27 protein-coding genes and 1 tRNA gene are annotated in these 26787 nt (G+C 75.2%); 4 read left to right on the top strand and 24 right to left on the bottom strand.

From position 1 onward, the window contains the following. Position 1: 1 nt before the first annotated feature. Entirely contained in the window at positions 2-1219 is a 1218-nt protein-coding gene (locus tag LFA75_RS15020; RefSeq protein WP_225234424.1) for a DUF6779 domain-containing protein, read from the bottom strand. An 85-nt stretch (positions 1220-1304) separates the two neighbouring features. Between LFA75_RS15020 and LFA75_RS15015 the strand changes: the two genes are divergently transcribed. Further along, positions 1305-1910, top strand: a complete 606-nt coding sequence (locus tag LFA75_RS15015; RefSeq protein WP_225234423.1) for a DUF1684 domain-containing protein — start codon at positions 1305-1307, stop codon at positions 1908-1910. Between the two features lie 79 nt (positions 1911-1989). Here the strand turns inward: LFA75_RS15015 and LFA75_RS15010 are convergent, their stop codons facing one another. The 4 genes from LFA75_RS15010 to LFA75_RS14995 form a co-directional block, all read right to left on the bottom strand. Then, the gene (locus tag LFA75_RS15010; RefSeq protein ID WP_225234422.1) at positions 1990-2985 is read right to left on the bottom strand and encodes a glycine betaine ABC transporter substrate-binding protein; all 996 of its coding nucleotides are present in this window, start codon (positions 2983-2985) and stop codon (positions 1990-1992) included. A gap of 264 nt (positions 2986-3249) precedes the next feature. Then, positions 3250-4242: a glycine betaine ABC transporter substrate-binding protein gene (locus LFA75_RS15005; RefSeq protein ID WP_225234421.1), complete on the bottom strand. Its 993-nt coding sequence runs from the start codon at positions 4240-4242 to the stop codon at positions 3250-3252. Between the two features lie 127 nt (positions 4243-4369). Continuing rightward, positions 4370-5134, bottom strand: a complete 765-nt coding sequence (locus LFA75_RS15000; protein ID WP_225234420.1) for an ABC transporter permease — start codon at positions 5132-5134, stop codon at positions 4370-4372. Further along, the gene (locus tag LFA75_RS14995) at positions 5131-5880 is read right to left on the bottom strand and encodes an ABC transporter permease (protein WP_225234419.1); all 750 of its coding nucleotides are present in this window, start codon (positions 5878-5880) and stop codon (positions 5131-5133) included. Before LFA75_RS14995 ends, LFA75_RS15000 begins: the two co-directional genes overlap by 4 nt. Before the next feature lie 107 nt (positions 5881-5987). Here LFA75_RS14995 and LFA75_RS14990 point away from each other — a divergent pair, with 107 nt between their 5' ends. Continuing rightward, entirely contained in the window at positions 5988-7106 is a 1119-nt protein-coding gene (locus LFA75_RS14990; protein WP_225234418.1) for an ABC transporter ATP-binding protein, read from the top strand. Positions 7107-7128: 22 nt separating this feature from the next. Here LFA75_RS14990 and LFA75_RS14985 read toward each other — a convergent pair whose 3' ends face one another. The 10 genes from LFA75_RS14985 to dacB form a co-directional block, all read right to left on the bottom strand. After that, positions 7129-7626, bottom strand: a complete 498-nt coding sequence (locus LFA75_RS14985; RefSeq protein ID WP_225234417.1) for a DUF3180 domain-containing protein — start codon at positions 7624-7626, stop codon at positions 7129-7131. Next, positions 7623-8126, bottom strand: a complete 504-nt coding sequence (gene folK, locus LFA75_RS14980) for a 2-amino-4-hydroxy-6-hydroxymethyldihydropteridine diphosphokinase (protein ID WP_225234416.1) — start codon at positions 8124-8126, stop codon at positions 7623-7625. Before folK ends, LFA75_RS14985 begins: the two co-directional genes overlap by 4 nt. After that, the gene (folB, locus tag LFA75_RS14975; RefSeq protein ID WP_225234415.1) at positions 8123-8485 is read right to left on the bottom strand and encodes a dihydroneopterin aldolase; all 363 of its coding nucleotides are present in this window, start codon (positions 8483-8485) and stop codon (positions 8123-8125) included. Before folB ends, folK begins: the two co-directional genes overlap by 4 nt. Further along, complete coding sequence (folP, locus tag LFA75_RS14970; RefSeq protein ID WP_225234414.1) at positions 8478-9329, bottom strand: dihydropteroate synthase; 852 nt, start codon at positions 9327-9329, stop codon at positions 8478-8480. The genes folB and folP overlap by 8 nt, the downstream gene beginning before the upstream one ends. Positions 9330-9354: 25 nt before the next feature. Beyond that, the gene (folE, locus tag LFA75_RS14965) at positions 9355-9969 is read right to left on the bottom strand and encodes a GTP cyclohydrolase I FolE (RefSeq protein WP_225234413.1); all 615 of its coding nucleotides are present in this window, start codon (positions 9967-9969) and stop codon (positions 9355-9357) included. After that, positions 9966-11981, bottom strand: coding sequence for an ATP-dependent zinc metalloprotease FtsH (gene ftsH, locus LFA75_RS14960; protein WP_225234412.1), 2016 nt, complete (start codon positions 11979-11981; stop codon positions 9966-9968). The genes folE and ftsH overlap by 4 nt, the downstream gene beginning before the upstream one ends. A gap of 183 nt (positions 11982-12164) precedes the next feature. Continuing rightward, the gene (hpt, locus tag LFA75_RS14955; RefSeq protein ID WP_318250002.1) at positions 12165-12746 is read right to left on the bottom strand and encodes a hypoxanthine phosphoribosyltransferase; all 582 of its coding nucleotides are present in this window, start codon (positions 12744-12746) and stop codon (positions 12165-12167) included. Next, complete coding sequence (gene tilS, locus LFA75_RS14950; RefSeq protein WP_225234411.1) at positions 12743-13726, bottom strand: tRNA lysidine(34) synthetase TilS; 984 nt, start codon at positions 13724-13726, stop codon at positions 12743-12745. The genes hpt and tilS overlap by 4 nt, the downstream gene beginning before the upstream one ends. A gap of 3 nt (positions 13727-13729) precedes the next feature. After that, a complete protein-coding gene (locus LFA75_RS14945; protein WP_225234410.1) occupies positions 13730-14803 on the bottom strand; it encodes a zinc-dependent metalloprotease in 1074 nt (357 codons plus the stop codon). Positions 14804-14843: 40 nt separating this feature from the next. Further along, positions 14844-16262 (bottom strand): D-alanyl-D-alanine carboxypeptidase/D-alanyl-D-alanine endopeptidase, encoded by a 1419-nt coding sequence (gene dacB, locus LFA75_RS14940; protein WP_225234409.1) that lies wholly within the window; start codon positions 16260-16262, stop codon positions 14844-14846. 92 nt (positions 16263-16354) lie between these two features. Here dacB and LFA75_RS14935 point away from each other — a divergent pair, with 92 nt between their 5' ends. Beyond that, positions 16355-16849, top strand: coding sequence for an inorganic diphosphatase (locus LFA75_RS14935; protein ID WP_225234408.1), 495 nt, complete (start codon positions 16355-16357; stop codon positions 16847-16849). Between the two features lie 91 nt (positions 16850-16940). Here LFA75_RS14935 and LFA75_RS14930 read toward each other — a convergent pair whose 3' ends face one another. Next, positions 16941-17915 carry an NAD(P)H-dependent flavin oxidoreductase gene (locus LFA75_RS14930; protein WP_225234407.1) on the bottom strand — a complete coding sequence of 325 codons (975 nt, stop codon included), beginning with the start codon at positions 17913-17915 and terminating at the stop codon, positions 16941-16943. Between the two features lie 19 nt (positions 17916-17934). Next, positions 17935-18408 (bottom strand): anthrone oxygenase family protein, encoded by a 474-nt coding sequence (locus LFA75_RS14925; protein ID WP_225234406.1) that lies wholly within the window; start codon positions 18406-18408, stop codon positions 17935-17937. A 58-nt stretch (positions 18409-18466) separates the two neighbouring features. Here LFA75_RS14925 and LFA75_RS14920 point away from each other — a divergent pair, with 58 nt between their 5' ends. Then, positions 18467-19102 carry a TetR family transcriptional regulator gene (locus LFA75_RS14920; protein ID WP_225234405.1) on the top strand — a complete coding sequence of 212 codons (636 nt, stop codon included), beginning with the start codon at positions 18467-18469 and terminating at the stop codon, positions 19100-19102. A 10-nt stretch (positions 19103-19112) separates the two neighbouring features. Here the strand turns inward: LFA75_RS14920 and LFA75_RS14915 are convergent. From LFA75_RS14915 to LFA75_RS14885, 7 genes are all read right to left on the bottom strand, one after another. Continuing rightward, a tRNA-Thr gene (locus LFA75_RS14915) sits at positions 19113-19188 on the bottom strand. A gap of 60 nt (positions 19189-19248) precedes the next feature. Further along, positions 19249-20430 carry a DNA polymerase III subunit delta' gene (locus tag LFA75_RS14910; protein ID WP_225234404.1) on the bottom strand — a complete coding sequence of 394 codons (1182 nt, stop codon included), beginning with the start codon at positions 20428-20430 and terminating at the stop codon, positions 19249-19251. Then, entirely contained in the window at positions 20427-21062 is a 636-nt protein-coding gene (tmk, locus tag LFA75_RS14905) for a dTMP kinase (RefSeq protein WP_225234403.1), read from the bottom strand. Before tmk ends, LFA75_RS14910 begins: the two co-directional genes overlap by 4 nt. 49 nt (positions 21063-21111) lie before the next feature. Continuing rightward, on the bottom strand, positions 21112-21873 hold the full coding sequence (locus LFA75_RS14900) for a class I SAM-dependent methyltransferase (protein ID WP_225234402.1): 762 nt from the start codon (positions 21871-21873) through the stop codon (positions 21112-21114). 16 nt (positions 21874-21889) lie between these two features. Continuing rightward, positions 21890-24802, bottom strand: coding sequence for a type I DNA topoisomerase (topA, locus tag LFA75_RS14895; protein WP_225234401.1), 2913 nt, complete (start codon positions 24800-24802; stop codon positions 21890-21892). A 135-nt stretch (positions 24803-24937) separates the two neighbouring features. Beyond that, the gene (locus LFA75_RS14890; protein WP_225234400.1) at positions 24938-26446 is read right to left on the bottom strand and encodes an alpha/beta hydrolase; all 1509 of its coding nucleotides are present in this window, start codon (positions 26444-26446) and stop codon (positions 24938-24940) included. Further along, positions 26443-26760, bottom strand: a complete 318-nt coding sequence (locus LFA75_RS14885; RefSeq protein ID WP_225234399.1) for a hypothetical protein — start codon at positions 26758-26760, stop codon at positions 26443-26445. Before LFA75_RS14885 ends, LFA75_RS14890 begins: the two co-directional genes overlap by 4 nt. Positions 26761-26787 lie beyond the last annotated feature (27 nt).

Genomic DNA, 26787 nt, shown 5'->3' with positions numbered 1-26787 from the left:
GCTACGAGCTGAGCACCCGGGCGAGGACGTCGTCCTCGCCCGGGTCGTCGTCCTCGCGGTAGCGACGGCGACGGCGACCGCCGCCGGCGGTCGACCCCGACTCGGCCAGGATCTCGGTGAGCCGCTGGTGACCGGCGGTCTCGAAGACGTCGGGCTCGTGCTCGGGCTCGGCCGGCGGCGGGGCCGGCTCCTCCGGCGCCCGGCGACGGTGCGGAGCCGCCTCGGCCTCCGGCGCTGCCCACAGCTCGGTAGCCGGGCCAGCGGCGCTGGCCGGCTCGGCCCGGACCGGCGGAGCAGGCTCGACCGGCGGGGGCTCGACCGGCGGGGTGGACGGCTGCACGGGCGGCGGGGTCCGGGCCGGGACCTGGACGACGGCGGGCTGCTCTGCGGTGCCGTGCCGGGCGGCGCTGTCGGGCCGGGCGACCCGGTCGTCCTGGGTCGGGCTGGCGTGCCGGGACGGCGGCTCGGCCGGGCGCTCCCGCGGGGCCAGCCAGGCGAACGGCGACGGCGGCTCCGCGGCCGGGCGGTCCGGTGCGGACGGGACCGGCGGCGGCTGCACCCGCGCGACGAGGTCGTCCTCGGCGGACCGGGACGCGCCGGTCCACCCCGTGCCGGCGTCGCCGTCGATGACGTCGCTGCCCGCGGCACCCAGCTCGGCCCGCTCGGCCGGCATCCGGATGGACTGGGTGCGCATCACGATCCGCTCGACGAGCATCTCGCCGGACAGCTGCTCGGTCAGCTCGTGCCGCAGCCGGCCCATGTCGGCCTGCAGCTCGCCCAGGCCGACGAGCTGGTCGCGCAGACCGGCGAGGGAGGCCAGGTCGGCCCGGAGCTTGTCCATCTCCGCCCGCATCGCCTCCTGGGTCTCGCGCCGCAGCTGGTTCTCCAGCTTCAGCTCGTACTCCCGGCGGGCGGCGACCTCCCGCTCCAGCTCCAGCGAGTAGGCCTGGCGCAGCTGGTTCTCCCGGCCCTCGGCGACGGCCTGGTCGGTCTTGCGCCGCCCGGCCGAGAACGCCGCGATGACGAAGGCCCAGGCGACCGCGATCACCGCCAGCCGCAGGTAGAGCGCGTTGTCGGTGAGGAAGACCGCCAGCGTGGCGGCGATGGCCAGGGCGAACCCGAGCACCAGCCCGGCGATCCGCACGACCGGGGACAGGCGGGACTCCGGCGGTCGCGGTCGTGGAGCACTCGTCCCCAGGTCACCCGGCCCGCCAGTCACGGGCCAGAGGGTACGGGGCGTGTGTGACGATCCGGTCCCGGTCACCGCGTCGCCGTCCCGGGCCGCCCCTGGCAGGCTGGGGGCGGTGACCACAACGCTGCTGGACTGGCGCCGCCGGGTGCACGCGCTCTACGCCGAGGCCCGCGCCGCGGAGGACCCCGCGGCCGGCTGGGCGACCTGGCGGGCCGGCCGGGACGCCCTGTTCACCGACCACCCGGACTCCCCGTTGGGGGACTCGGCGCGGACGGCGTTCACCGGCATCCCGGTCGCCCCCTACGACCCGGCGATGCGGTTCGTCGTGCCGCTGGAGGACGCGGCACCGCAGCGCCTGGAGCTGCCCACCGCAGACGACGGCGTGGTGGGGATGGAGCGGATCGGGCGGGTGACCCTCGGCGAGGTCGGCCGGTTGGACGTCTGGTGGCTGCGCGGCTACGCCGGCGGGCTCTTCCTGCCGCTGCACGACGGCTCCTCGGGCGCGACCACCTACGGCGGCGGCCGCTACCTCCTGGACACCGTCAAGGGCGCCGACCTGGGCGGGGACGGCGACCGGCTGGTGGTGGACCTCAACTTCGCCTACCACCCGAGCTGCACCTACGACCCGCGCTGGTCCTGCCCGCTCCCCCAGGCCGGCAACCGGGTGGCCGCCGTCGTCGCCGCCGGCGAGCAGCTGCCCGAGGGCGGCTGGTACTAGAAGGACCCCCTCGCCCCCCACGACGCGCTCCGCACGCCGTGGGTCCCTGCGAGGGGGCCGTTCCAGACGGTCCCGTGCGCTACTGGGCCAGGATCGGGTCCGTGGACAGGACCTGGGCCATGGAGATCTCGCCCTGGATCAGGGCCTGGTTGGTCGCGGCACCCAGGTCGTAGTCGCCGAGCGAGGCGAACTGGAAGCCGTAGACGTCCTCGAGCCCGATCTGGCAGAACGGCCGGGTCGGGCACTCGGGGGTGGCGCCCAGGATCAGCGAGCCGTCCGAGCACGCCTCGGCCAGCTCGGACATCGTGGTGATGCCGCCCAGCTCGTCCTGCAGCGCCTTGGTGATGGCGAAGGCGTTGCTGTCCTCGGCCTCGGCCGGCTCGCCGAAGGTCAGGCCGGCGGGGGTGCCCAGGCTGCGCAGGGTCTCGACGCTGGAGTCCAGGTCACCGGAGACGACGGCCTCGTCGGGGTTGCCGTCCAGGTACTCGGCGACCGTGCCCACGTACTCCGGGAAGACCTGGAACTGACCGGCCTGCAGGGCGGGCAGGTAGGCCTCGCGCTGGCCGACGGTCTGCACCGTGGCGGTGAAGCCGGCGTTGTTCAGCGCACCGGCGTAGACGTTGGCCAGGATCTGGCTCTCGGTGAAGCTGGCGGCCCCGACGGTGACGGCGCCGCTGCCGGTGACGCCCGAGCCGAGGTCGTTGTCCTCGACGTAGGCGGCCGCGGCGTCGATGGCGCTCTGGCGCTCGACGTCCACGGCGGCGTTCAGGCCGACGAGGTCTTCGGTGGTGAGCACCGAGGACACGGTGTTCAGCGCCTCGATCGCGGTGGGGTTGGCCTCGGCGTAGGAGGTCACCAGCGCCGGGATGATGTTGTCGACGGCCTGGAGCTCCTTGTCGTCCTCCATCACCACGAGCTGGTCGTCGGCGATGGGGGCGCAGGTGTCGCCGGAGGCCTGGCCGCCGTCGGAGCCGCCCCCGCCGTTGCCGGAGGAGCCGGACTCACCGCAGGCGGCGGTGGCCAGCACCGCGGTGAGGGCGAACGTGGTGGTGAGGATGCGGGCGCGCGTGCGCATGGAGTCCGCCTTCTGTGTCCCGCGCCCCCGGACGTGGGGGCGACGCGTGTCCGGCGGGAGGTGTCCCGCGGCTCCTGAGCGAACCCTGTGCGCCCTGACCAGCGCAAATCCCACGGGACACCGTGACCGAACCGTTAGCCCCCGGGAACGCCGCGAGGCGGGCACCCCGTCCGGGTGCCCGCCTCGACGAACGTGCTGGAACGGCCTGGCTGCAGGGACCCGCGGCGTGCGGAGCGCGTCGTGGGGGGCAGCCAGGTCCTTCTCCTACTGGGCGAAGACCGGGTCCGTGGACAGGGCCAGCGCCAGGGAGATCTCGCCCTGCTTGAGGGCGTTGTTCGTCGGGGCACCGAGGTCGTAGTCGTTCACCTGGGCGAAGGTGAAGCCGTAGGTCTCCTCGAGGCCGGGCTGGCAGAAGGGCCGCGTCGGGCACTCCGGGGTGCCGCCGAGCACCAGCGAGCCGTCGGAGCAGGCGTCGGCCAGCTCGGACAGCGTGGTGATGCCGCCCAGCTCGTCCTGCAGCGTGGTGGTGATGGCGAAGGCGTTCTCGTCGGCGGCCTCGGCCGGCTCGCCGAAGGTCAGGCCGACCGCGCCGCCCAGCGGGCGGAGCGCCTCGACGGTGGCGTCCAGGTCGGCGCTGGCGACGGCCTCGTCGGGGTTGCCGTCCAGGTACTCGGTCAGCGTGCCCACGTGCTCGGGGAAGACGTCGAACTCGCCGCTCTGGAGGGCCGGCAGGTAGGTCTCGCGCTGACCCACGGTCTGCACCGTGGCGGTGTAGCCGGCGGCGGTCAGGGTGTCGGCGTAGACGTTGGCGAGGATCTGGCTCTCGGTGAAGCCCGCGGCCCCGACCCGCACGGTGCCGGTGCCGGCCGCGGCGTCGGCCCCCAGGCCCTGCTCCTCGACGTAGGCCGCCGCGACGTCCTCGGCGGACTTCCGCTCGATGTCCACGCCGGAGTTCAGCGCCACCAGGTCCTCGGTGGTCAGCACCGAGGAGATGGAGCTGAGCACGTCGAGCACGCCGGGGTTGCTGCCGGCGTAGGCGGAGTTGATGGCCGGGATGATGTTGTCCACGGCCTGCAGGCCCTTGTCGTCCTCGAGGACGACGAGCTGGTCGCCGGCGATCGGCGCGCAGGCCTCCCCGGAGGCCTCGCCGCCCCCGCCGGTGCTGGTGCCCGAGGAGCCGGACTCCCCGCAGGCGGCGGTGGCGAGCACCGTGGCGACGGCGAACGTGATGGTTGCTGTGCGGGCGCTGGTGCGCATGGGTCCGCCTTCTGTGTCCCGCGCCCCCAGGTCTGGAGGCGACGCGTGTCTGGCGGGAGGACTCCCGCAGCTCACAACTGAACTCGCCCCGCCCGACCTGTGCAAAGCACCGTTGCCGAGCTGTGACCTAGGTGCGGGTGCCGGCCCCGACCAGCTCGTCGCGGCCGTCGACGGCGGGCAGGTCGACCGGCTCGTCCACCGGACGGCGGGAGCGGCCCCGGGGGAAGGGCAGCTGCTTCTGGCCGGGCGTGACCACCCAGGTGACCACGGCCAGCAGCACCTCGGTGAGCAGCGCCAGCAGCGCGACCAGCAGCGCGCCGGCGATGACCACCCCGTTGTCCTGGCGGGCGAACCCGGTCCGGATCACCGACCCGAGGGTGCCGCCGCCCAGCAGCGCGGCCAGCGTCGCGGTGGCCACGACCTGGACGGCCGCCGTCCGGATGCCGGTCATCATCAGCGGGACGGCGAGGGGCAGCTCGGCCCGCAGCACCACCTGGCGCTCGCTCATGCCCATCGCCCGGGCGGACTCCACGACGTCCCGGTCGACCTCGCGGAAGCCGACGTAGGTGTTGGCCAGGATCGGCGGGATGGCGAAGACGGCCAGCGCGATGACCGGTGCCCAGATGGTGAACCCGATGGGGGTCACCGCGAAGATCGTCAGGATCGCCAGCGTCGGCACCGCGCGGGAGACGTTGGCCAGACCGACGGTGAGGGCGCCGCCGCGACCGGTGTGCCCGAGCACCACCGCCAGCGGGACGGCGATGACCAGCCCGATGCCCAGCGCGAGGCCGGCGATCTGCAGGTGCTGGCCGGCCAGGTCGAGGATCCCGCGCGGGCGGGTCCAGTTGACCGGGTCGTTGAGGTAGAGGACGGCGTCCCCGATGACGCTCACGCGGCCACCTCCACGGTCTCGGCGGGGGTCGCGGCGGCGCGGCGGCCGGCCGTGGGTGTGCGGTTCCAGGGGGTGAGCACCCGCTCCAGCAGGGCCAGCAGCTGGTCGGCGACCAGGGCGAGCACCACGCAGGCGAGGGTGCCGAAGACGATCGGCGGCCGGTAGTAGTTCGCGCTGAAGCCGTTGACGATGATGATCTGGCCCAGCCCGCCCTGGCCGACGACGACGCCCACGGTGACCAGCGCGACGGTGGAGACCGTCGCGATCCGCAGGCCGGCCATGATCGAGGGCAGCGCCAGCGGGATCTCGACCTTCGCCAGCAGCCGGCCGGTGCCGTAGCCCATGCCGCGCGCGGCCTCGACGGCGTCGGCGGGCACGGCCTGCAGACCGGCCAGGAAGTTGCGCACCAGGATCACCAGCGAGTACAGCACCAGGCCCACCGCGACGGTGGTCTCGGACAGGCCGGTGAACGGCGCCAGGAAGGCGAACATGGCCAGCGACGGGATCGTGTAGACCAGCGTCGACAGCCCCAGGACCGGCCCGGTCAGGAACCGGCTGCGCCGCGCCAGCAGGGCCAGCGGAAACGCGATGAGCGCGCCGATCAGCACCGAGACGACGGTCAACCTGATGTGCTGGATCAACAACGGCATGATGGTGCTCCAGTTGTCGACCACCCACGAGGAGCTGAACCACGGGTTCGGCGCCGCGTCCACCGCGAGCACCGCCATACCGCTCGCTGCGCTCACCGAGCGCTCACCAGGAAGGCCACCGCGTGGACGCTACTGCCACCGCTGCCGGCACCACCACCGCTGACGCTGGTCAGGGGGGTGCCGAGGAGATCCGCCTCGAGGGCGTGAGCAAGGTCTACCCCGACGGGTCGGTCGGCGTGCAGGCCCTCGACCTCACCTTCGCCCCCGGGCAGCTGACCGTCCTGGTCGGCCCGTCGGGCTGCGGGAAGACCACCACGATGAAGATGATCAACCGGATCATCGAGCCGAGCACCGGGCGCATCCTGGTCGGCGGCGACGACGTCACCGACGTCGACCCGACCCAGCTGCGCCGCCGGATCGGCTACGTGATCCAGAACGTCGGGCTCTTCCCGCACCAGTCGATCCGGACCAACGTCGGGACGGTGCCCAAGCTGCTGGGCTGGGACAAGAAGCGCACCCGGGACCGGGTGGAGGAGCTGCTGAGCACCGTCGGGCTGGACCCGGCCACCTTCGGCGACCGCTACCCCCACCAGCTCTCCGGTGGGCAGCGCCAGCGGGCCGGCGTGGCCCGGGCCCTGGCCGCGGACCCCTCGGTCCTGCTGATGGACGAGCCGTTCTCCGCCGTCGACCCGGTGGTCCGCGAGCGGCTGCAGTCGGAGTTCCTCCGGCTGCAGGAGACCGTGCGCAAGACGATCGTCTTCGTCACCCACGACATCGAGGAGGCCGTGCGCCTCGGCGACCGGATCGCGGTGATGAGCGAGGGCGGCAAGGTCGAGCAGTACGCCACCCCGGCCGAGCTGCTGGGCAAGCCGGCCAGCCCGTTCGTCGCGGACTTCGTCGGCTCGGACCGCGCGCTCAAGCGGCTGGCCGTCACCGGCATCGAGATCGAGGACCTGGAGCGCCCGCCGGTCGTCCACGTCGGCGACGGGCTCGCCGACGCCCGCGCGGTCCTGGACCGGACCGGCGCGCGGTGGGCCGTGGTGCTCGACGACCAGGATGCGCTGCACGGCTGGCTGTCCCTGGACCGCGCCCAGGGTGCGGGCACGGTGCGCGAGGTGAGCCGCCGGATGGACGCCTGGGTGCCGGTGAACTCCACGCTGAAGAACGCGTTCGCGATCATGCTGCGGATGGAGGCCGGCTGGGTGGCGGTGCTCGACGGCGACCGCTTCCTCGGCGTCCTCACCCCGGAGTCGCTGCACGCCGCGCTGCGCCGGTCGGTCGACGGCGCCGTCCCCGAGACCGCGGGCTCGGCCCTGGTCTGAGCCGACGGCGTCCCGCCCGGGGTCAGTCCTCGGGCGGGACGCGACAGGCGCGCTCCAGGAGCAGGGCGCCGGCCAGCAGGGCCGCCGAGCAGCCCACGCCGACCCCGGCCGCGACCGCGTCGCCGGACGCCGCGGCCAACCGGCCGACCTGGGACAGGGTGAAGACCAGCGCACCGGCCCACAGCCCGGCGAACCCGGCGGCCACCCAGGCGCTGGCCTGGGCCAGCACGGCGAGCCGGGCGACCAGCATCGGCTCCACCGGGTCGAGGGACCGCTGCCCGGGCGCCAGGGCGGTCGCCTCGCCGGAGCGGGCCGCGCGCCGGCGGTCCCGGTCGGTGGTCAGCCGGGCGGCCAGCGAGCGCGCGCCGAGGCCCTCGGCCGCCCCCAGCAGGGCCAGCGGCACGGGCTGCCACCAGTGCAGGCCGGGCAGGTCCCCGTAGAACGCCCGGACGACGACCCAGCCGAGCACCGCCAGGCCCACCGCGACCACGACGAGGTCCCGCCGGCTGACCGGTCTCACGCCAGCTGCTCCCAGCGCTGCACGCCCTCGACGTCGCCGGCCGGCAGCCCGGCCAGCAGCTCGCGGACCGACCCGTGCCCGGGCAGGACGGCGGCCGGGTCCAGGGCCAGCCACGGCACCAGCACGAAGGCCCGCTCGTGCGCCCGGGGGTGCGGCAGGGTGAGCTCCGGGTCGGTGGAGAGCACGGGGGCACCGTCGTCCCCGGTCACGGCGACCACGTCGACGTCCAGCGTCCGCGGCCCGAACCGGACCTCCCGGGTCCGGCCGGCGGCGTCCTCGAGCTCGTGGGCCAGCGCCAGCCAGCCGGCGGCGTCCCGCTCGCCGCGGACGACGGCGACCGCGTTGAGGAACGGCGGCTGCTCGACCGGGCCCCACGGCGGGGTCTCGTACAGCACCGAGCGGGCGACCAGGCCCTCGCCCACCAGCGCGCGCAGCGCGGTGCGCAGGGTGCCGGCCCGGTCGCCCAGGTTCGCCCCCAGCGAGAGGACGGCGCGGGTCACCCGCGGGTCCGGTTGATGGTCACGGTGACGTCGTCGAAGGGGACGCCGAGGTCGGCCTCGGGCTTGTGCACGGTGATCTGCACGGCGTCCACCAGCGGGTTGGCCAGGCAGACGTCGGCCAGCCGCTGCGCGAGGGTCTCCAGCAGGTCGACCGGCTCGCCGGTCAGCACCGCGTGCAGCTGCTGGGCGAGCTCGGCGTAGTTCACCGTCCGGGCCAGGTCGTCGTCGGCCGCGGCCGGCGCGGTGTCCACGTCCAGCACGGCGTCCACCCGGAAGGTCTGGCCCTGCTCGCGCTCGACGGCGTACACGCCGTGGTGGGCGTGGGCGGTGAGGCCGCGGACGGCGATCTGGTCAGGCACGGTTCCTCCGGGGTCGGGCTCGGTCACGGGCGGCGCGGACGGCGGCCACGGTACGGACGGCGTCGACCGACGGGCCGGCGTCGTGCACCCGCACGCCCCACGCCCCGGCCTCCGCGGCCAGCACCGTGGTGGCCAGCGTGGCGGCGTCCCGCTCCTCGGCCGGGCGAGGGGTGCCGTCGGCGCCGGCCAGCAGCCTGCCCAGGAAGGTCTTCCGGGAGGCCCCGACCAGCAGCGGCAACCCCAGGTCCACCAGCCGGTCCAGCCCGGCCAGCAGCGCCCAGTTGTGCTCGGCGTTCTTGGCGAACCCCAGCCCGGGGTCCAGGAGCAGCTGGGCGGGGTCCACGCCGGCGGCGACGACGTCCTCGACCCGGGCGGTCAGCTCGGCGCAGACCTCGGTCACGACGTCGCCGTACCGGGCCGCGGCGTACATCTCGCGGCTGTGCCCGCGCCAGTGCATCAGCACCCACGGCACGCCGCGCTCGGCGACCAGCCGGGCCATGCCGGCGTCGGCGAGCCCCCCGCTGACGTCGTTGACCAGCCGGGCGCCGGCGTCCAGCGCGGCGGCGGCGACCTCCGCGCGGGTGGTGTCGATCGACACCGCCACCCCGGCGGCGCTCAGCTGCGCCACCACCGGCAGCACACGGGCGCTCTCCTCCGCCGCCGCGACCCGGTCGGCGCCGGGGCGGGTGGACTCACCGCCGACGTCCACCCAGTCGGCGCCGGCGGCGTGCATGGCCAGGCCGTGCGCCACCGCGCTGGGGGTGTCGGCGAAGCAGCCGCCGTCGGAGAAGGAGTCCGGGGTGACGTTGAGGACGCCCATCACCTGGCAGCGCCCGGTGCTCACGGGCGGGTCCGGGGGCAGGGCGGCGTCACCGCCCGAGGACCAGGCTCATCGCCTCGGCGCGGGTGGCCGCGGACTCCTTGAACACCCCGCGGACCGCCGAGGTCAGCGTGCGGGTGCCGGGCTTGCGGACCCCGCGCATGGCCATGCACAGGTGCTCGGCCTCGACGACCACGATGACGCCGCGCGGGCGCAGGCCCTCCATCATCGCGTCGGCGATCTGCTTGGTCATCCGCTCCTGCACCTGCGGACGGCGGGCGTACACCTCGACCAGCCGGGCCAGCTTGCTCAGCCCGGTCACCCGGCCGTCGGCACCGGGGATGTAGCCGATGTGGGCCACCCCGTGGAAGGGCACCAGGTGGTGCTCGCAGGTGGAGTACAGCGCGATGTCGCGGACCAGCACCAGCTCGTCGTGGTCCTCGTCGAAGGTGGTGGCCAGCACCTGCGCCGGGTCCTGCCGGAGCCCGGCGAAGGTCTCGGCGTACGCCCGGGCGACCCGGGCCGGGGTCTCCCGCAGCCCGGGCCGGTCGGGGTCCTCCCCCACGGCGATCAGCAGCTCCCGCACGGCGGCCTCGGCCCGGGCGTGGTCGACGCCGTCCTCGGCGTGCGGCACGGGGCCTGGGTCCACGGCGTGGTCGGTCACCGGGACTGCGGTGCGCCGGCGTCCCCCACCGGCAGCGGCTTCTCGTCGTCGAACGCCCCGGCTGTCGAGCCGTTGCCCCGGGACTGCTCGGCCGGGGTCAGCACGGGCGGCCGGTCGCTCGGCGTCCGCTTGCCGAAGCCGTTGTAGGGCGCGAGGTTGGGCCGCTTGACGACCCCGGCGCAGATCCGCGCCATGTCGTCCTTGGTCAGCGTCTCCTTCTCGATGAGCTCGAGGACGAGGCTGTCCAGCACGTGCCGGTGCTCGACCAGGATCTCCCAGGCCTCGTCGTGCGCGGCCTCGATGAGGGCGCGCACCTCGGCGTCGATGTCGGCGGCGACGGCCTCGGAGTAGCCCGGCCGCGAGCCCATGTCCCGGCCCATGAAGGGCTCGGCGTCCGAGCTGCCGTACTTGACCGCGCCGAGCTTGGCGCTCATGCCGTACTCGGTGACCATCGACTTGGCCATCGCGGTGGCCTTCTCGATGTCGTTGCCGGCACCGGTGGTCGGCTCGTGGAAGACGAGCTCCTCGGCCGCCCGGCCGCCCAGCGCGTAGGCGAGGGAGTCGATCATCTCCGAGCGGGTCTGGGTGTACTTGTCCTCGGTGGGCAGCACCAGGGTGTGGCCCAGCGACCGGCCGCGCGGCAGGATCGTCACCTTGTGCACCGGGTCCAGGTTGGGCAGCGCGTGCGCCACCAGGGCGTGGCCGCCCTCGTGGTAGGCGGTGACCTTCTTCTCCTTGGCGCTCATCGCCCGGGTCTTGCGCTCGGGACCGGCGAGGACGCGGTCGATCGCCTCCTCGAGGGTGGCGTCGGTGATGACCGTGCCGCCGTGCCGGGCGGTGAGCAGCGCCGCCTCGTTGAGCACGTTGGCGAGGTCGGCACCGGTGAAGCCCGGCGTCCGGCGGGCCAGGGTCTCCAGGTCCACGTCGTCGGCCAGCGGCTTGCCGGTGGCGTGCACCTTGAGGACGGCGACGCGGCCGAGCAGGTCGGGCCGGTCGACGGCGATCTGCCGGTCGAAGCGACCCGGGCGCAGCAGCGCGGGGTCCAGGATGTCGGGCCGGTTGGTGGCGGCGATCATGATGACCCCGCCCTTGACGTCGAAGCCGTCCATCTCGACCAGCATCTGGTTGAGGGTCTGCTCGCGCTCGTCGTGCCCGCCGCCCATGCCGGCGCCGCGGTGCCGGCCGACGGCGTCGATCTCGTCGATGAAGATGATCGCCGGGGCGTTGGTCTTGGCCTGCTCGAACAGGTCGCGGACCCGGCTGGCGCCGACGCCGACGAACATCTCGACGAAGTCCGAGCCGGAGATCGAGTAGAACGGCACCCCGGCTTCGCCGGCGACCGCCCGGGCCAGCAGGGTCTTGCCGGTGCCGGGGGGCCCGAACAGCAGCACGCCCTTGGGGATCTTCGCGCCGATCGCCTGGTACTTGACCGGGTTCTGCAGGAAGTCCTTGATCTCGTGGAGTTCCTCGATCGCCTCGTCGGCGCCGGCGACGTCGGCGAACGTGGTCTTCGGGGTGTCCTTGCTGACCGCCTTGGCCTTGGACTTGCCGAAGGCCATGACGCCGCGGCCGCCGCCCTGCATCGAGCTGAACAGCCAGAACAGCAGGCCCAGGATGATGAGGAACGGCAGGAAGCTGATCAGGATCGACGTCAGGACGTTGTCCTGGGTGACGTTGGTGTCGAAGTCGACCCCGCTGTCCGACGTCCCGCCGGAGTCCGCGTCGGCACCGCTGACCAGGTCGTAGATCTGGGAGTCCGCACCCGCCGGGTAGTAGGCGGTGATCTTGGACTCGCCGTCCACGGGCTGCTGGAGGTCGATGTCGAGGGTCTGCTCGCGGTCGTTGATGGTGACGCTGGCGACGTTGTCGTCGGAGAACTGGGCGAGCGCCGTGGAGGTCGAGACCTCCTTGTAGTCGCTGCCACCGCTGAAGGACTGGACGCCGATCGCGACGACCAACACGACGAGCGCGACCCAGAACCAGACCGACCGGAAGATCTTCTTACGTTCCATGTACCGATGCCGGGCGGCCGGGGATGCCCCGGGATGCCCGTCGACCCTCCTGCTCGTCCGGGGACGCCGCGCGACCCGAGGTCTGGTGCGTCGCGAGGGGCGACGTCGTCCGGCCGACGGTACACGGGAAACCCTGTGCGCCCGCTGCTCAGACGCTGGTCGCACCCTGCACGGGTGAGGCCCTCAGCTGCTGTAGACCTCGGGCTTCAGCGTGGCGATGTAGGGCAGGTCGCGGTACCGCTCGGCGTAGTCCAGGCCGTACCCGACGACGAACTCGTTGGGGATCTCGAAGCCCACGTACTTCACCGGCACGTCGACCTTGACCGCGTCGGGCTTGCGCAGCAGGGCGCACACCTCGAGGCTCGCCGGGCCGCGCGAGCCCAGGTTCTTCAGCAGCCAGGACAGCGTCAGGCCCGAGTCGATGATGTCCTCGAGCACCAGCACGTGCTTGTCGGTGATGTCCCGGTCCAGGTCCTTGAGGATCCGGACGATGCCCGAGGAGCTGGTGGCCGACCCGTAGGAGGAGACGGCCATGAACTCCATCTGGGTGGGCAGCTGCAGCGCCCGGGCGAAGTCGCTCATGAACAGCACGGCGCCCTTGAGCACCCCGACCAGCAGCACCTCGCGGCCGGCGTAGTCCACGGCGATCCGGTCGGCCAACTCGCGGATCTTGCCCGCGATCTGCTCCTCGGACAGCAGGACGTGGTCGATGTCGGGGCCGTAGCCGTGGTCGGGACCCAGGGGGCCGCTGGGTGTCTCGCTCACGGGTGGGGCTCCTCGCTCGGGGGTGTGCGCAGGGGCGCAGGGGGGCCTTGCAGCGCAAGCCTGCCAGACGCCCGGACGACGCCCGCACCGCCGGGGAGGTCCACCCGGCCCTGGCCGCGCCAGGCGACCACCAGGGCGTCCACGGCGTGCAGGTGCACCGCGGCGAGGTCGGCCACCCCCTGCTCCAGCAGCCACCCGCGCAGCACCCGGCGGCGCAGCGCGGGCGGCAGCGCGGCCAGCGCGGTGCAGTCGGCCGGGTCGGGCAGCCGGGCCAGGTCGTCGAGGGCCTCGACGTCCTCGCGGACCATCGCGGCGGTGCGGGCCAGCGCCCGGGCCACCCCGCCGCCGAGCACCTCCTCCAGCAGCGGCAGCACCTCGGTGCGCAGCCGTACCCGGGTGTAGGCCGGGTCGGTGTTGTGCGGGTCGTCCCAGACCGGCAGGCCCTGCGCCGCGCAGGCCGCCCGGGTGGTGGCCCGGTCGACGTCCAGCAGCGGGCGCCACAGCGGCGGGCGCCAGGTCGCCATGCCGGCCAGCGAGCGGGGTCCGCTCCCCCGCCCCAGGCCCAGCAGCACGGTCTCGGCCTGGTCGTCGCGGGTGTGGCCCAGCGCGATCCGGGCCCCGTGCTCGTGCGCCGCCGCGATGAGCGCGGCGTACCGGGCCTCCCGCGCCGCGCCCTCCGGGCCCCCCGCCGTCCCCACCTCGACGGTGCGCACCAGCACCGGGTCCAGGCCGAGCCCGCGCAGCAGCTGCGCCGTGGCGGCGGCCCGGTCGGCCGAGCCGGCCTGCAGGCCGTGGTCGACGGTCACCGCGCCGGCCGGCACGCCCGCGCGGGGTGCCTCGAAGGCGACCGCCGCGGCCAGGGCCAGGGAGTCGGCTCCCCCGCTGCAGGCGACCAGCACCGGGCCGGCCGCCGGGCCGGCGGTGAGACCGGGCCGGACCGCGGAGCGGACGGCGGCGACCGCGGGATCGGGTCCGCCCACGGGTCAGTAGGGGGTGAGGACCCGGTCGACCCAGCGCTGGGGGTCGGTGAGCTCCTCCTTGCGCGGCAGGGTGCCCGGCGACGTCCACACCGTGTTGAACGCCTCCATGCCCACGCGCTCGACCACGCCGGCGACGAAGTGCCGGCCGTCGGCGTACTGCTGCATCTTCTGCTCCAGGCCGAGCAGCCGGCGCAGCACCCGGTCCAGCGGTCCGGTGCCCTTGCGCCGCTGGCCGAATCGCTTGCGCAGCGTGCGGACCGAGGGGACGACGTCGGGGCCGACGCCGTCCATGACGAACTCCGCGTGCCCCTCGACCAGGCTCATCACCGCGGTCACCCGGTCCAGCACGGCCTGCTGGGCGGGGTCGGCGACCAGCGCCATCAGCCCACCGGGCGCGTCGCCCTCGACCGGCTTGCCGCGCACGGCGTCGGAGAGGCTGGTCACCACGTCGCGCAGCCGCTCGCGCAGCACCGCCGGGTCCAGGTCGCTGGCCCGCACGAACTCGGTGACCTGCGCCTCCAGGTAGCCGCGCAGCCAGGGGACGGCGGTGAACTGCAGCTGGTGGGTGACCTCGTGCAGGCAGACCCACATGCGGAAGTCGTGCGGGTCGACGCCCAGCCGGCGCTCGGCCTCGACGATGTTGGGGGCGACCAGCAGCAACCGGCCGCCGGTGCCGAACACCTCGTACTGGCCCAGCACCTTGGACGACACGAACGCCAGCACGCCGCCGGCCTGCAGCCCGGTGACCCGGCCGCCGACCGCCCGGGTCAGGGCGCCGGGAGCCTTGCCGGCCTTGTCCTGCAGGGCCTCGGTGAGCGGATCCAGCAGCGCGGCCATGCCGGCGGTGTTGGCGTCGACCCAGCCGCCCCGGTCGACGACGGCGGTGACCGGGGACGGGGCGCCCGCGGCCGGGACCAGGCCGGTGAGCTGCTCCACGTGGGCGACCGCGGTGGCGGCGCACTCCTGCAGCTCGCGGACGACGGCGGCGGCCTCGTCGCGGGTGGTCGCCGGCCCCGAGCTGCTCAGCCGGCGGGCCGTGCGTCCGGCGAGGTCCCAGTCGACCAGCGAGCTGCTCATCGGCCCACCGTACGGCCCCCCGGCACGGTGCAGCGGCGGGTCAGCGGCAGCCGCAGCCGGCCATCGCCGAGGCGACCGCGTCGAGGGCGGCCTCGGCGGCGACCACGTTCCCCGGGGTGCCGTCGGCGAGCAGGGCGAAGGCCAGCAGGCGGCCGTCCTCGGTCACCACCACCCCGGCCAGCGCGCTGGTCGTGGCCAGGGTGCCGGTCTTGGCCCGCACGGTGCCGGGGGCGGTGGCCGGGTCGGCGTCCCCGCGGTCGGCGAGCGTGCCGGTGTACCCGGCGATCGGCAGCCCGGACAGCAGCGCCCCGGTCCCGGCGACCGACCCGTCGGCGGCGGCCTCCAGGACGTCGACCAGCAGCCGCGCGGGCACCTGGTCGGTGCCCGACAGCCCGCTGCCGTCGGTGAGGGTGAGCCCCGCGGTGGTGAACCCGGCCCCCTGCACGGCGGCGGCGACGGCGGCCGCGGACCCGGTGAAGCTGGGGTCCGCACCGGTGGCGAGGGCGACCTGGCGGGCCAGGGTCTCGGCCAGAAGGTTGTCCGAGGCGGTGAGCGCCTGCTCGACCAGCCGCTCGACCGGGGCGGAGCGGACGGTGCCCAGCACGGCGGACCCGACCGGCGCCGTCCCCAGGGACACGGCCGCGCCGGGGGCGCCGAGCGCAGCCGCCAGCGCCAGCCCGGCGTCGGTCCCTGGCTGGCCGCTGCGCTGGCTCTGCCCCGGGGTCACCCGCGCGCCGTCGACGGCGGTGGCGGTGACCGGGGCGGCGTAGGTGGACGGGGCATCCTCCGAGCCCCACCCCGGCGCGGTGAGCGGTCCGGTGAACAGCGAGTTGTCGACGACGACGGAGGTGACGGCGGCCCCGGCCAGCGCGGCCTGCACCTGGGCGGCCAGGTCGGCGACGGTGGCCGCGCCCGGGTAGCTCAGCGAGGGCGCGGTGGTGGACAGCGTCGGGTCGCCGCCGCCGACCAGGACCACCTCGCCGGGGGCCGCCCCGGCGACGACGGTGGTGGCGAGGGTGGCGTCGGGTCCCAGCGTGGTGAGCACGGCGAGCCCGGTGAGCAGCTTGGCGGTCGAGGCCGGGGTGCCGGGGTCGGCCGCGTCGGTGTCCAGCAGCACGGCGCCGGTGGCGACGTCGACGACCTCGGCCGACAACCCGCTGCCCAGCGCCGGCGCGGCCAGCAGCGGGGCCAGCACCGCCTGCAGGCCCGCGGCGGTGGGCGCCGGGGCCTCGGCGGGCAGCGCGGCGAGCACCGGGGCCGGGCCGGTCAGCTCGGGCAGCACCGCGTCGGGGACGGCGACCGCGTCGGACGGGACGGCGGCCACCGCGTCGGGGTCGGCGTCCTCGTGGGTGGCCAGCAGGAAGGCGCCGGCCCCCAGCGCGGCCACCACGCAGAGCGCGACCAGCAGCTGCCAGACCCGCCGCCGCCACCGCGGTCGGGGCTTCGCGGTGACCACCACGGGGCTCGCCGGAGCGCTCGCGATGGCCCCTCCCCCATGGATCCACGACCCTCGACGTCCCACGGGCGCCGGGCGTGGGCCACACTACGTCGGTGCAGTTCGACGTGACGGTAGAGATCCCCAAGGGCCAGCGGAACAAGTACGAGCTGGACCACGCCACTGGACGCATCCGGCTGGACCGGATGTTGTTCACCTCGACGCGGTACCCGGCGGACTACGGGTACATCGAGGAGACCCTGGGTCAGGACGGTGACCCGCTGGACGCCCTGGTGCTCCTGGAGGAGCCGACGTTCCCCGGGTGCCTCATCACCTGCCGAGCCATCGGCATGTTCCGGATGACCGACGAGGCAGGTGGCGACGACAAGGTCCTCACCGTGCCGGCCACCGACCCCCGGATGGCCCACCTCAAGGACATCACCGACGTGTCGGAGTTCGACCGCCTGGAGATCCAGCACTTCTTCGAGACCTACAAGGACCTCGAGCCCGGGAAGAGCGTCGAGGGCGCCAACTGGGTCGGTCTCGCCGAGGCCGAGGCGGAGATCAACGCCTCGTTCGAGCGGGCCAAGAACGCCTCCAAGCACCACTGAGCACGATCCCGCCGGCCTGATCGGCCGCACCGAGCGCACCGGAGACGACGAGGGGCGCCGCACCCACCCGGGCGCGGCGCCCCTCGTCGTCTCAGACGGTGGCGGGCGCGATGACCGCGGCGTCCAGGGCGGCCTTGGCCTCCAGGTACTCCCGGGTCAGCCGGGCGATCAGCTCGGCGGCCGGCACGACCGCGTCGACGACACCGATGCCCTGGCCCGAGCCCCAGACGTCGCGCCAGGCCTTGGCGCCGCCGTCGGAGCCGAAGCTCATCGCCGAGGGGTCCGAGGTCGGCAGGTCGGCCGGGTCCAGGCCCGCGGCGACGATCGAGCCGGACAGGTAGTTGCCGTGCACGCCGGTGAACAGGTTGCTGTAGACGATGTCGGACGCCGAGCTGTCCACCACCATCTGCTTGTAGCCCTCGGCGGCGCGGGCCTCGGTGGTGGCCAGGAACGCCGAGCCGATGTAGGCCAGGTCCGCCCCGGCGGCCTGCGCGGCGAGCACCGAGCTGCCGTGCGCGATGGCGCCCGAGAGCGCCAGCGGGCCGTCGAACCAGCGGCGGATCTCCCGGGCCAGCGCGAACGGCGACGTCGTCCCGGCGTGCCCGCCGGCCCCGGCGGCGACGGCGATCAGGCCGTCGGCGCCCTTCTCGATCGCCTTGTGGGCGAACCGGTCGTCGATGACGTCGTGCAGCACGATGCCGCCGTAGGAGTGCACCGCGTCGTAGACGTCGGCCCGGGCGCCCAGCGAGGTGATCACGATCGGCACCTCGTGCTCGACGCACATCGCCACGTCGGCCTCGAGCCGGTCGTTGGAGCGGTGCACGATCTGGTTGACCGCGTACGGGGCGACGGTGGCCCCGGTGGCGGCCGCGGCGGCCAGCCGCTCGTCGATCTCGGTCAGCCAGTCACCCAGCTGGGCCGCCGGGCGGGCGTTGAGCGCCGGGAAGGAGCCGACGACGCCGGCGGCGCACTGGGCGACCACCAGGTCGGGACCGGACACGATGAACATCGGCGAGGCGATGGCCGGCAGCGTCAGCCGGCCGCGCAGCACGTCGGGGAGCGTCATGCGGCGGACGTTACGGCAGTCAGCTCTGACCGCCCAGGGTGGCCAGGGCCGCGAGGCAGGCGACCGCGGCGACCGAGGCGGCCGCCGTCCGGACGGCGAACCACCGCTCCCACCGCCGGCGCTCCTCCTGCCAGTCCGCCGGCAGGTCGGCCGCGGACCAGGTGGCCATGCGCTGGTTGATCGGCAGGTCGCCGCGCACGACGGCGACCAGCCCGACGACTGCCGCCACCGCGCCCGCCGACGCCAGCGCCCCGGCCGGCTGCTCGCCGGCGACCGTGGCGACCACGGCCAGGGCGACCACCGCCACCAGCCCGAGCAGGGTGAACGGCCGCATGAGCATCGGGAACCGGCGGTCCGCGGCCTGCTTGACCAGCACGTAGGCCGGCCCGTCGAGCTCGCGCCAGGTGGGGTTCAGGGCGGCGACGCCGAACAGGTGGATGCCCGCCGACATGGCGTGCAGCGCGGCCGCGACCGCGGCGAGGAGGACCAGCACGACGGCTCCTGACTATTCTGGGACGGATCCCCGTATCCGATACAGGAGTCTTTCCCCGATGAGTGAGCCGGTCAAGCGGCGCTACGACGCCTCGGCCCGGCGGGAGCGCGCAGCCGCCACCCGCCGCGTCGTGGTGGACGCCGCGCGGCACCTGCTGCTGGCCGAGGGGTACCCGGCGACCACGGTCCCGGCGGTGGCCGCGGCGGCGGGGGTGTCGGCCGAGTTCGTCTACAAGAACGTCGGCGGGCGGGCGGCGCTGCTGGCCGCCGTCCTGGACGTCGCGCTGGCCGGCGACGAAGCGGACGTCCCGATGGCCCGCCGGCCCGCGGTCACCGCGCTGGCGCAGGAGACCGACCCGGGCGCGGTGCTGGCCGGGTACGTCGCGGTGGCCGTCGGCGTGCAGCAGCGGGTGGCGCCCCTGCTCGTCGCGGCCCGGGCGGCCGCGTCCGCCGACGGCGGGGCGGCGGAGGTGCTGGCCAAGGCCGACCGGGAGCGGCTGGCCGGCATGACCGGGCTGGCCCGGCACCTGCTGGCCCTCGGTGTGCCGGGGGACGTCGAGCGGGTCCGCGACGTGCTCTGGACCTGCACCGCGGCCGAGCTGTACGACCTGCTGGTCACCCGGCGCGGCTGGACGGCGGCGGCCTACGGGGACTTCGTGCTCGGGACGCTCCGCGCGGCGTTGCTGGCGCGGTGACCGGGGAGGGTGGAGCCGCCTGTCGGAATCGAACCGACGACCTTCTCATTACGAGTGAGATGCTCTACCGACTGAGCTAAGGCGGCGTGCTGCTCCGCAGAGCTTACGGGACCCCCGGCGGTCGCCGACGCACCGGTGCCGGGGTGTCAGGCGGGCAGCCGGAGGGCCACGCACATCGCCTCGATGGCGATCTGCGGCTTGACCGCCTGCTCCAGGGCCGTGCGTGCGGCCAGCACCGAGTCGATCCGGCGCAGCGCCCCCTCCGTGCCGATCTTGCGGGCCAGCTCCAGGGCGTCGGCCTGCCGGTCGGGGTGGTTGAGGTGCGGCACCCGGTCCATCTGCCCGCGCACAGCGGCGATCAGCAGCGCGTCCCGGTAGAACGCGGCGAGGTCGACCAGGGCGCGGTCCAGCGAGTCCCGCCCGACCCGGGTGGCGCGGGACTTCTGCCGCTTCTCCAGCTCCTTGAGCTGGCCCGCGCCCCGGCTGGCCGCGGCCACCCCGGGACCGCGGGCGCCCACGCCCAGGGAGGCCTTCACCGCCTCGGTCTCCGCACCGTCGGTGGCCGCCGTCGTCCGGTCGGACTCGTCCTTCGCCGCGGCGACCAGGTGGTCGGCGGCCTGCAGGCAGGCGGCCAGGCTGACCAGCGCCAGCGGCACGTCGAGCACCGCCTTGCGGGAGGCGCGGGCGTCCTCGTCGCGGGCCAGCCGGCGGGCCCGGCCCACGTGCCCGCCCGCCGCGGCGGCCGACCAGGCGGCCAGCGTCGGGTCGACGCCGTCCCGGCGGACCAGCACCTCGGCGACGGCCTCGGCCGGTGGGGTGCGCAGCGGCACCACCCGGCAGCGCGAGCGGATGGTCACCGGGACGTCGTCGGGGTGCAGCGACGGGGCGCAGAGCAGGAACACCGTCCGCGGCGGGGGCTCCTCGAGCATCTTCAGCACGGTGTTGGACGCCTGCTCGGTCATCCGGTCGGCGTCCTCGACGATGACCACCTGGAAGCGCCCCTGGGACGGCGCCCGGCCGGCCATCCGGACCAGCTCGCGGACCTCGGCCACCCCGATCGACAGCCCCTCGGGCACGACCACCCGGACGTCGGCGTGCGTGCCCCGCAGCGCGGTGGTGCAGGCGTGGCAGGTGCCGTCCCCGCCGGCCGGGCACTGCAGGGCGGCGGCGAAGGCGCGCGCGGCCACCGACCGGCCCGAGCCGGGCGGCCCGGTGAACAGCCAGGCGTGCGTCATCGACGCCGGGTGCGCGACCGCCTGCTTGAGCTCGGCGACCACGACCGGCTGGCCGACGACGTCGGTCCACACCCCGTCGGGGAGCTCGGTCACGGCCGGCCGGCCAGCAGCTCGGCCACCCGCACGCGGACGGCGTCGGCGAGGTCGTCGGGCGACCCCGTGGCGTCCAGCACCAGGTAGCGGGCGGGCTCGGCACCGGCCAGCTGCAGGAACGTGGCCCGCACCCGCTGGTGGAACCCGACGGACTCGCCCTCCAGCCGGTCGGCCGCCGCCCGGCCCCGGGCGCGCGCCAGCCCGGTCTCCGGCGGCAGGTCCAGCAGCACGGTCAGGTCGGGGGTCAGCCCCTCGGTCGCCCAGCGGGAGATCGACCGGACCTCGGCCGGCTCCAGGGTGCGACCGGCGCCCTGGTAGGCCAGCGAGCTGTCGACGTACCGGTCGGTGACCACCACCTCGCCGGCGGCCAGGGCCGGGGAGAGCACCTCGTGCACGTGCTGGGCGCGGTCGGCGGCGTAGAGCAGGGCCTCGGTCCGCGGGGACAGCTGGGTGTTGGCCGGGTCCAGCACGATCGAGCGCAGGGTGCCGCCGATGCCGGTGGCACCCGGTTCGCGGGTGGTGCGGGCGGCGATCCCCTGCTCGGTCAGCCAGCCGTGCAGCCGCTGGACCTGGGTGGACTTGCCGGCACCCTCACCGCCCTCGAAGGCGATGAACACCCCACCCCCGGCCACGGCGCCCACGGTACCGGCGGGGTCCGACAGGTCCGAGGTCAGCGCAGGGTCAGCGCGGGGTCAGCCGGACCGAGTGGGTGGCGTGGGGCAGCTCGAGCTCGGTCCGGCCGGCGGTGTCGGGGTGCTCGGCGAGCAGGGTGCGCAGCCGGTCCAGGAACGCCGTCCGGTCCGGCGGGGTCATGGTGGCCACGTAGCTGCGGGTGCCGATGCCGGCGACGACCTGCTCGGGGGTCAGCCGCTGCACCACCCGGGAGACGTGCTCGACCACGTCGGCCGGCAGCTGGGCGGCGAACCGGCCCACGACGCCCTGGTCGGCCTCGTGGCCGCGCGCCTCCTCGGCGAGCTCCGCGCCCAGCGCGGCGATCCACGGCACGGTCTCGTCGCGGACGTTCCACACGAACCCGACCACCCCGCCGGGCGCCAGCACCCGGCGCAGCTCCGGCGCGGCCCGCGGCGGGTCGAACCAGTGCGCGGCCTGGCCGGCGACCACGGCGTCCACGCTGCCGTCGGGCAGCGGGATCTGCTCCGCTCCCCCGACGGCGGCCTCGACGTGGGGGTGCCGGGCGGTGAGCTGGGCCAGCATGTCCGCCGACGGGTCGACGGCGACCACCTCGTGCCCGGCGGCCAGCAGCTGGTCGGTGAGCAGGCCGGTGCCCGCCCCCAGGTCCAGCACCCGCCGCGGCGCCTCCCCCAGCAGGAAGGCCACCGCGTCGGCCGGGTACCCCGGCCGGAGCTGGGCGTACTCCGCCGCGACGGACCCGAAGGAGGTCCGCCGGGCGTCCCAGGTGGTGGGCTCGAGGTCCCCGGTCACGGGCGTCTCCCTGTGGTCAGCTGCCGGCCGGGACGACGCCCTCGCCGCTGGTCGTGGTCCGGGCGGCCGCCTTCGTGGCGGTCTTCCGGGTGGTCGTCGTCTTCTTGGCGGTCGTGGCCTTCGCCGTCGTCTTCGCGGTGGTCTTCTTCGCCGCCGTGGACTTCTTGGCCGGGGCCTTCTTCGCGGCGGCCTTCTTGGTCGCCTTCTTCTTCACCGGCGCCCGCTCGCGGCGGTCGACCAGCAGCTCGGCGGCCCGCTCGAGGGTGATGGTCAGCGGGTCGTCGCCCTTGCGCAGGCTGGCGTTGGACTCCCCGTCGGTCACGTAGGGGCCGAACCGGCCCTCGCGCACCGTCACCAGGCCGTTGGTGACCGGGTCCGGGCCGAGCTCGGCCAGCGGCGGCTTGGCCGCCGCGCGCCCGCGCTGCTTGGGCTGGGCGAAGATCGCCAGCGCCTCGTCCAGCGTGGTGGTGAAGAGCTTCTCCTCGCTCTCGATCGAGCGGGAGTCGGTGCCCTTCTTGAGGTAGGGCCCGTACCGACCGTTGAGCGCCTGGATCTCCTCGCCGTCCTCGGCCTTGCCCACGGTGCGGGGCAGGCTGAGGAGCTTGAGGGCGTCCTCGAGGGTGACCGACTCGGGCTGCATGGTCTTGAACAGGCTGCCCGTGCGCGGGGACTCCTTGCTGCCCTCGGGCACCACGGTGGTCACGTAGGGGCCGTACCGGCCGGCCTTCACCACGACGGTGTGCCCGGACTCCGGGTCGGTGCCCAGCTCGCGGTCGCCCGACGGCGCCTCCAGCAGCTCGCGCACCTTCTCGGCGGTGAGCTCGTCGGGGGCGATGTCGTCGGCGATGGAGACCCGGGCGCCGTCGTCCCCGCCGGCCTGCAGGTACGGCCCGTACCGGCCGACCCGGACCATGACCGGCTCTCCGGCCGGGCCGGTGGCCTTGAGCGGGATCGAGTTCACCCCGCGGGCGTCGATCTCCTCCAGCCGCTGACCGACCACCGACTTCAGCCCGCCCGAGGCCGCGATGCCGCCGGCGTGACCACCGCCGCCGCCGAAGTAGAACTCGGTCAGCCAGTCCACCCGGCGCAGCGTGCCGCCGGCGATCTCATCGAGCTCGCCCTCCAGGGAGGCGGTGAAGTCGTAGTCGACCAGGGCCGCGAAGTGCTGCTCGAGCAGGTTCACCACCGCGAAGGCGATGAAGGTCGGGACCAGCGCGGACCCTTTCTTCCACACGTACCCGCGGTCCTGGATGGTCTGCATGATCGAGGCGTAGGTCGAGGGCCGGCCGATGCCGAGCTCCTCCAGCGCCTTCGTCAGGCTGGGCTCGGTGTAGCGGGCCGGCGGGCTCGTCGTGTGGCCCTTGGCGTCGAGCTTCGCGGTGTCGAGCACCTGGCCGCGCTCGACCCGGGGTAGCCGGCGCTCGGAGTCGTCGGCCTCGGCGTCGTCGCCCGCGGCGCCCTCGTCCTTGCCCTCGACGTAGGCGCGCAGGAAGCCCGGGAAGGTGATGGTGCGCCCGCTGGCGGAGAACTCGGCCACCTCGTCGGTCGTGGACCGCCCGGCCAGCCGGATGGTGACCGTCTGGCCGACCGCGTCGGCCATCTGGGAGGCCACGGTGCGCTGCCAGATCAGCTCGTAGAGCCGGAACTCCTCGCGGGCCAGCTGCCCGGCGAGCTGCCCGGGCGTGCGGAAGGAGTCACCGGCGGGCCGGATCGCCTCGTGCGCCTCCTGGGCGCCCTTGGCCTTCTTGGAGTAGTGCCGCGCCTCGGCCGGGACGAAGGCGTCGCCGTAGAGCTCGCGGGCCTGGGTGCGGGCCGCCCGCAGCGCCGTCTCCGACAGGTTCGTCGAGTCGGTGCGCATGTAGGTGATGTGCCCGTTCTCGTACAGCCGCTGGGCGGTGCGCATGACCTGCTGGGAGGACCAGCCGAACTTGCGGCCGGCCTCCTGCTGCAGCGTCGAGGTGGTGAACGGGGCGTAGGGACGGCGGGTGTACCGCTTCTCGTCGACCCGGGTGACGCTGACCTGGGTGTTCTCCAGCCGGGCGGCCAGCCCCCGGGCACCGGCCTCGTCCAGGTGCACCACGTTGCTGGCCACCGCGCCGGTGTCGGCGTCGAAGTCGCGGCCGGTGGCGATGCGGCTGTCGTCCAGCGCCACCAGGTTCGCGGTGAGGTGGCGGGGCTCGTCGCCGTCGACGGCGTCGGCCGCGGCGACGTCGAAGGTGCCGGTCAGGCTCCAGTAGTCGGCCGCGGTGAACCGCATCCGGGCCCGCTCGCGCTCGACGACGATCCGGGTGGCCACCGACTGCACGCGGCCGGCCGACAGCTTGGGGAGCACCTTCTTCCACAGCACCGGGGAGACCTCGTAGCCGTAGAGCCGGTCGAGGATGCGGCGGGTCTCCTGCGCGTCGACCAGCGCGGTGTCCAGCTCGCGCGGGCTGGCCACGGCCCGGGCGATGGCCTCGCGGGTGATCTCGTGGAACACCATGCGGCGCACCGGCACGGTGGGCTTGAGGGTGTCGACCAGGTGCCAGGCGATGGCCTCGCCCTCGCGGTCCTCGTCGGTGGCGAGGTAGACCTCGGAGGCGTCCTTGACCAGCTGCTTGAGCCGGCTGACCTGCTGCTTGCGGTCGGGGCTGATCACGTAGAGCGGGGCGAAGCCGTTGTCCACGTCGACGCCCAGCCGGGCCCAGGACTCGCCCTTGTGCGCGGCCGGCACGTCGGCGGCGTTGCGCGGGAGGTCCCGGATGTGGCCGACGCTGGCCTCCACCACGTACCCGTCGCCCAGGTAGCCGGCGATGGTCTTGGCCTTCGACGGCGACTCCACGATGACCAGCGGCTTGCCCCCGCGCGCCCCGGCCGCCCGCTTGCGGGGCGGGGTCGAGGGAGCGCCGGCGTCGGCCTGCGCGGCGGGCTTCGCGGTCTTGGTGGGCACGGGGAACTCCTGTCGGTGGTGCTGAGGTGCACGTGCCGGGGCGACGACGCGCAGGCCCCGGCGGACGCCACGGTAGGCCACCGGCGGGGAGCTCCCCGCGTCGAGCGGACCGCCTGGGCGCGCCGGGGGACGCGCTCACCCGTGGTCCCGGGTGCCCGCCACGACCTCCGCGACGGCCTCCAGGGTCGGGAACCACTCGTCGTAGTACTCGGTGTGCAGCTGCACCGGCGTGGTGGGCAGCGGGGTGTCCCCGAACCCCGGGTCCGACGGGCTCGGCCCGAACCGGCCGAGGTAGGAGACCGGGTCGAACGGCGTCCAGGCGCCGTAGACCTCCGGTGCCTCCAGGCCGGCGGCGTCGTCCTCGGGCACGCCGGGGCTGCCCAGCAGGACCACCGCGTCGGCGGCCAGCTCCCCCTCCGCCCGGGCCGCGTACCCGGCGACCACGGTGCCGTAGCTGTGCGCCAGCACGCTGGTGCGCGGGGGCGGCGGCCCACCCGCGGCCGCGGCCGCTCCGCGCGATGCGGCCAGGCCGTCCAGGGCCCGGTCCAGGGCGACCCCGCCGTCCCGGGCCTGGCGGGCCGACGCGACCGTGAGGATGTTCGGGGTGCTGTAGCCCAGCCAGACCAGGGTCGCCACGGCCAGGCCGGGCACCGCGACGGCCGCCAGGGCACCGACCGACGTCGCGTCGTGGACCAGGCCGGGGAGGTCGTCGGGCGTGGTGGCCATCCCCGGGACCAGCACGCCGACCGCGGCGGCGGTGTCCAGGTCGCCGACGGACAGGGCCACCACCTCGTGGGCCGGGTCGAAGGCGACCAGCTGGGCCGGGCCGGCGGCGTCGAGGGCGGCGAGCCGGGCCGCGGTGTCCAGCGCGACGCCGTGGCCGTCCCGGCCGGGGTGGGCCAGGGCCTGGTCCAGCAGCAGCCGGTTGGCCTGGTCGCGGGCCGCGGCCGGGAGGCCGTCCAGCGCGCCGACGCCGGCCGGGTCGGTGGCGATCGCGGCCTGCCGGGCCGCCGGGGTCAGCCCCTCCCACCAGGCCGCGGCGGCGACCGGGGCGGCGGCCGGGACCCGCGGGGGTGCCGCGACCGCCGCGGCCGCCTGCGCCACACCGGTGTACCCGACCCCCGCGACCACCATCGGGGTGAGCGGCTCGCCGGCGGCGCGGGCGGCCAGCAGCACCGCGTCGGCGGCGGCGAGCGCGCTGCGGGCGTGTGACTCCGCCCAGCCGGCCGCGCGCTCGCGGTCGGCGACGGCCAGCAGCTGGTCGGCCGCCATCCCGGCCAGGGCGACCGGCGGGACGGCTCCGGAGTCCGACAGCTCCACCGGACCGCTGGCGGCCGCGGCCCGGGCCGCGGCGACCTCCTCCTGCGCGGTGCCGGCCCGCACGACCACGACGCCCAGCTGCTCGGCGCTGCCGCCCAGCGCCCGGCCGACCTCCCCGGCGACCGCCGACAGCTCGACCAGCGCGGTGGCCGCGACGTCGGCGGCCTGGCCGGACCACAGGTCGGCGCCGCGCAGGTGACCGCGCAGGCCGTCCAGCCGGGCCCGCCAGCCGGCCAGCCGGTCGGGCACCGCCGCGAGGCCGGCGACCGACCCCTGCAGCGCCGGTAGGTCCCACGCCTCGACCGCCGACAACCCGGTGGTCACCGGGCGGTCGCGGCGTTCAGGCCGGCCCCGACCCGCTCGGTCAGCAGGCTGTCCAGCGCCCGGTAGGACTGCACCGCCTGGTCCAGGCCGGTCGCGACGGTCCGCGCCCGGTCGGCGAGGGCGTCCACCAGCTGCCCCCACCCCGCCCCGGTGCCGGCCAGCTCCTCGGCCACCGGCCCGGTCAGCGCCTGGCCGAGCCGGGCGCCGTCGGCCCGGGTGGTCTCCCCGTCGGTCGCCAGCTCGGCGCCGAGGTCGGTCAGCTGACCGGCCAGCGCCGCCACGGCGTCCAGCTGCATGGTCACGGTGTCGGGCACGGTGGTCCTCCTGCTCTCCGGGCCCCC

It is taken from the genome of Klenkia terrae (assembly GCF_900491935.1).
Lineage (GTDB): Bacteria > Actinomycetota > Actinomycetes > Mycobacteriales > Geodermatophilaceae > Klenkia > Klenkia terrae.
The sequence above is the reverse complement of the archived record's forward strand: the minus strand, read 5'-3'. Positions and strand labels throughout refer to the sequence as shown.